The 5,603-nt window shown below is 52.4% G+C and carries 2 tRNA genes and 3 rRNA genes; all 5 read right to left on the bottom strand.

Annotated elements, in window-relative coordinates:
* Nucleotides 1–100: ribosomal RNA gene (gene rrf / locus ACYVIT_RS26460) — 5S ribosomal RNA — on the bottom strand; the annotation flags it as partial.
* A gap of 208 nt (nt 101–308) precedes the next feature.
* Nucleotides 309–3,194 (bottom strand): 23S ribosomal RNA (locus tag ACYVIT_RS26455).
* Between the two features lie 299 nt (nt 3,195–3,493).
* Nucleotides 3,494–3,569, bottom strand: a tRNA-Ala gene (locus ACYVIT_RS26450).
* Nucleotides 3,570–3,612: 43 nt separating this feature from the next.
* Nucleotides 3,613–3,689, bottom strand: a tRNA-Ile gene (locus ACYVIT_RS26445).
* 139 nt (nt 3,690–3,828) lie between these two features.
* Nucleotides 3,829–5,359 (bottom strand): 16S ribosomal RNA (locus tag ACYVIT_RS26440).
* Nucleotides 5,360–5,603 lie beyond the last annotated feature (244 nt).

Below are 5,603 nucleotides of genomic sequence, written 5' to 3'. Positions count from 1 at the left end.
CTACTTTCACAAACGAATGTTCACTATCATCGGCGCGAAGGCGTTTCACTGTCCTGTTCGGGATGGGAAGGAGTGGGACCACCTTGCTATGGTCGTCAGGCGTAAAGGGTTGGGCCGGTAGCGTTTTAAGTCTACGGGCCCCAATTTGGAAGAAGCACGACGTGTTGCGCGAGTCAGTCACTGGCCAAGGAGCGTGTCCTATGGGGGTGACGATCGGCGAGCAACAGGGGGTTATGTTTGACGAATTCTTTCACTATAAACGGCACTTGTCGCTACTATCTATCAGGTCATAAAACCCACAGAGTTATAGGATCAAGCCGCACGGGCAATTAGTATCGGTTAGCTCAACACATTACTGTGCTTCCACACCCGACCTATCAACGTTCTGGTCTCGAACGACCCTTCAGGGGGATCTAGTCCCCGGGATACCTAATCTTCAGACGAGTTTCCCGCTTAGATGCCTTCAGCGGTTATCTCTTCCGTACTTAGCTACCCGGCAATGCCATTGGCATGACAACCGGTACACCAGAGGTACGTCCACTCCGGTCCTCTCGTACTAGGAGCAGGCTCCGTCAAGTATCCAACGCCCACGGCAGATAGGGACCAAACTGTCTCACGACGTTTTAAACCCAGCTCACGTACCTCTTTAAATGGCGAACAGCCATACCCTTGGGACCGGCTACAGCCCCAGGATGAGATGAGCCGACATCGAGGTGCCAAACACCGCCGTCGATATGAACTCTTGGGCGGTATCAGCCTGTTATCCCCAGAGTACCTTTTATCCGTTGAGCGATGGCCCTTCCATTCAGAACCACCGGATCACTATGTCCTGCTTTCGCACCTGTTCGACTTGTCAGTCTCACAGTCAAGCACGCTTATGCCATTGCACTATCAGCACGATTTCCGACCGTACCTAGCGTACCTTCGAACTCCTCCGTTACACTTTGGGAGGAGACCGCCCCAGTCAAACTGCCTACCATGCACTGTCCCCGATCCGGATAACGGACCAAGGTTAGAACCGCAAACAAACCAGGGTGGTATTTCAAGGTCGGCTCCACCGAATCTAGCGACTCGGTTTCAGCGCCTCCCACCTATCCTACACAGGCCGGTTCACAGTCCAATGCAAAGCTACAGTAAAGGTTCATGGGGTCTTTCCGTCTAGCCGCGGGGAGATTGCATCATCACAAACACTTCAACTTCGCTGAGTCTCAGGAGGAGACAGTGTGGCCATCGTTACGCCATTCGTGCAGGTCGGAACTTACCCGACAAGGAATTTCGCTACCTTAGGACCGTTATAGTTACGGCCGCCGTTTACCGGGGCTTCGATCAAGAGCTTGCACCCCATCACTTAACCTTCCGGCACCGGGCAGGCGTCACACCCTATACGTCGACTTTCGTCTTGGCAGAGTGCTGTGTTTTTAATAAACAGTCGCAGCCACCGATTCTCTGCGGCCCCTTCATGCTCTGCGCGCAGGCGCATCACACTACCGGGGCATACCTTCTCCCGAAGTTACGGTATCAATTTGCCGAGTTCCTTCTCCTGAGTTCTCTCAAGCGCCTTGGAATATTCATCCCGTCCACCTGTGTCGGTTTGCGGTACGGTCTCGTACAGCTGAAGCTTAGAGGCTTTTCTTGGAACCACTTCCAATCACTTCGGTCCACATGGGACCTCGTGCAACACCCTTGAATCACGCGCCCGGATTTGCCTAAAGCGCCTTCTCTAATGTCGCAACAGGGACTTCCAACACCCTGATGACCTTCCGCGATCCGTCCCCCCATCGCACTGTACGACGGTGCTGGAATATTAACCAGCTTCCCATCAGCTACGCATCTCTGCCTCGCCTTAGGGGCCGACTCACCCTGCGCCGATGAACGTTGCGCAGGAAACCTTGGACTTACGGCGAGGGGGCTTTTCACCCCCTTTATCGCTACTCATGTCAGCATTCGCACTTCTGATACCTCCAGCAGCCTTTACAAGCCACCTTCGCAGGCTTACAGAACGCTCTCCTACCGCGTGTACCAAAGGTACACACCCGCAGCTTCGGTTTATTGCTTAGCCCCGTTACATCTTCCGCGCAGGACGACTCGATCAGTGAGCTATTACGCTTTCTTTAAAGGGTGGCTGCTTCTAAGCCAACCTCCTGACTGTCTATGCCTTCCCACTTCGTTTCCCACTTAGCAATAATTGGGGACCTTAGCTGGCGGTCTGGGTTGTTTCCCTCTTGAGTCCGGACGTTAGCACCCGGTGCTCTGTCTCCCAAGCTGTACTTGCGGGTATTCGGAGTTTGCCATAGTTTGGTAAGTCGCCATGACCCCCTAGCTATAACAGTGCTCTACCCCCCGCAGTAATACTTGAGGCACTACCTAAATAGTTTTCGGAGAGAACCAGCTATTTCCAGATTTGTTTAGCCTTTCACCCCTATCCACAGCTCATCCCCTAATTTTTCAACATTAGTGGGTTCGGTCCTCCAGCACGTGTTACCGTGCCTTCAACCTGGCCATGGGTAGATCATCTGGTTTCGGGTCTACACCCAGCGACTGATTCGCCCTATTCGGACTCGCTTTCGCTACGCCTTCCCTATTCGGTTAAGCTCGCCACTGAATGTAAGTCGCTGACCCATTATACAAAAGGTACGCCGTCACCCCATAAAGAGGCTCCGACTGTTTGTATGCACACGGTTTCAGGATCTATTTCACTCCCCTTCCGGGGTTCTTTTCGCCTTTCCCTCACGGTACTGGTTCACTATCGGTCGATTACGAGTATTTAGCCTTGGAGGATGGTCCCCCCATCTTCAGACAGGATTTCACGTGTCCCGCCCTACTTCTCTTACGCCTAGTTCCACAATCCAGATTTCATCTACAGGGCTATCACCTGCTACGGCCGGACTTTCCATTCCGTTCGATTATCTGAACTGCTAAATCGTAAAGGCTACTCCGATTTCGCTCGCCACTACTTTCGGAATCTCGGTTGATGTCTTTTCCTCGAGTTACTGAGATGTTTCAGTTCACCCGGTTCGCCTTCACTGGCCTATGTATTCAGCCAGGAATACTGCATCGCTGCAGTGGGTTTCCCCATTCGGACATCTGCGGATCAAAGCTTGTTTGCCAGCTCCCCGCAGCTTTTCGCAGGCTACCACGTCCTTCTTCGCCTGTAATCGCCAAGGCATCCACCATGTGCACTTAGTCGCTTGATCCTATAACACTGAAGTCTTATAGGACGCTGATATGTTTCGCGTTTGTGCCGTTCATAAGTTTCAAAGCGACAGATCTCTCGATCCATCTTGAGAACTTGGAACAAAATTAATGCAATCACAACCCGCATTCATATTCGCTGGTAATTAAACCAACTACTTCATGAACGCTTTCGTTGTGCTTCTTCCTAATTGTTAAAGAACAAATGTATAACTCGTTAGGCAAAACCCAACACATAACACTGACTCGCAGCACTATGTGTTGAACTCTACTTCCACACCAATCACTCACAATAAAGTAATGGTGGAGGTGAACGGGATCGAACCGATGACATCCTGCTTGCAAAGCAGGCGCTCTCCCAGCTGAGCTACACCCCCATTTCCCACATGCCAAGTCAATCAACTCAACACACAGCAAACCTGGTGGGTCTGGTTGGATTCGAACCAACGACCCCCGCCTTATCAAGACGGTGCTCTAACCGACTGAGCTACAGACCCATAATCTTCGGATCAGTACTCAGAATCACGGACCTCGGAGAAGAGTCTTCCCCCCTCACCGCAATCAACACCGATCCCAGCTATACATTCAACAAACAACCGATAAGCGTGGACGCTTAATAGCCACAGCTTCGCTCTTAAAGGAGGTGATCCAGCCGCACCTTCCGATACGGCTACCTTGTTACGACTTCACCCCAGTCATGAATCCTACCGTGGTAATCGCCCCCCTTGCGGTTAGGCTAACTACTTCTGGTAAAACCCACTCCCATGGTGTGACGGGCGGTGTGTACAAGACCCGGGAACGTATTCACCGCGACATGCTGATCCGCGATTACTAGCGATTCCGACTTCACGCAGTCGAGTTGCAGACTGCGATCCGGACTACGATCGGGTTTATGAGATTAGCTCCACCTCGCGGCTTGGCAACCCTCTGTCCCGACCATTGTATGACGTGTGAAGCCCTACCCATAAGGGCCATGAGGACTTGACGTCATCCCCACCTTCCTCCGGTTTGTCACCGGCAGTCTCATTAGAGTGCCCTTTCGTAGCAACTAATGACAAGGGTTGCGCTCGTTGCGGGACTTAACCCAACATCTCACGACACGAGCTGACGACAGCCATGCAGCACCTGTGTTCCAGTTCTCTTGCGAGCACTGCCAAATCTCTTCGGCATTCCAGACATGTCAAGGGTAGGTAAGGTTTTTCGCGTTGCATCGAATTAATCCACATCATCCACCGCTTGTGCGGGTCCCCGTCAATTCCTTTGAGTTTTAATCTTGCGACCGTACTCCCCAGGCGGTCAACTTCACGCGTTAGCTGCGCTACCAAGGCCCGAAGGCCCCAACAGCTAGTTGACATCGTTTAGGGCGTGGACTACCAGGGTATCTAATCCTGTTTGCTCCCCACGCTTTCGTGCATGAGCGTCAGTGTTATCCCAGGAGGCTGCCTTCGCCATCGGTGTTCCTCCGCATCTCTACGCATTTCACTGCTACACGCGGAATTCCACCTCCCTCTGACACACTCTAGCCCGGTAGTTAAAAATGCAGTTCCAAAGTTAAGCTCTGGGATTTCACATCTTTCTTTCCGAACCGCCTGCGCACGCTTTACGCCCAGTAATTCCGATTAACGCTTGCACCCTACGTATTACCGCGGCTGCTGGCACGTAGTTAGCCGGTGCTTATTCTGCAGGTACCGTCAGTTGCCTCAGGTATTATCCAAGGCCGTTTCTTTCCTGCCAAAAGTGCTTTACAACCCGAAGGCCTTCATCGCACACGCGGGATGGCTGGATCAGGGTTGCCCCCATTGTCCAAAATTCCCCACTGCTGCCTCCCGTAGGAGTCTGGGCCGTGTCTCAGTCCCAGTGTGGCTGGTCGTCCTCTCAAACCAGCTACGGATCGTCGCCTTGGTGAGCCTTTACCCCACCAACTAGCTAATCCGATATCGGCCGCTCTAATAGTGCGAGGCCCGAAGGTCCCCCGCTTTCCCCCGAAGGGCGTATGCGGTATTAGCTACGCTTTCGCGTAGTTATCCCCCGCTACTAGGCACGTTCCGATACATTACTCACCCGTTCGCCACTCGCCGCCAGACCGAAGTCCGCGCTGCCGTTCGACTTGCATGTGTAAAGCATCCCGCTAGCGTTCAATCTGAGCCAGGATCAAACTCTTCAGTTCAATCTCTGTTTAATTCGCGCACCACGTATAAATACATGGCACTTCACTCAAAGGAAGTGAGGTTCTATGAATATCTTTGACATTCAAGGTACTTCACTTCAAATGTGTGCGCTTGATTTTGTTTAGCTTCAAGCAACTCCGACGAATCAGAGCTGCTCGTGCTGCGCTACCAAGCGCCCACACTTATCGGTTGTTTCGTTGTTAAAGAGCGGGTCCTGCACCTGCGTCGCTTTCGCTTCGCATC

The organism is Bordetella muralis (genome assembly GCF_054781015.1).
The sequence above is the reverse complement of the archived record's forward strand: the minus strand, read 5'-3'. Positions and strand labels throughout refer to the sequence as shown.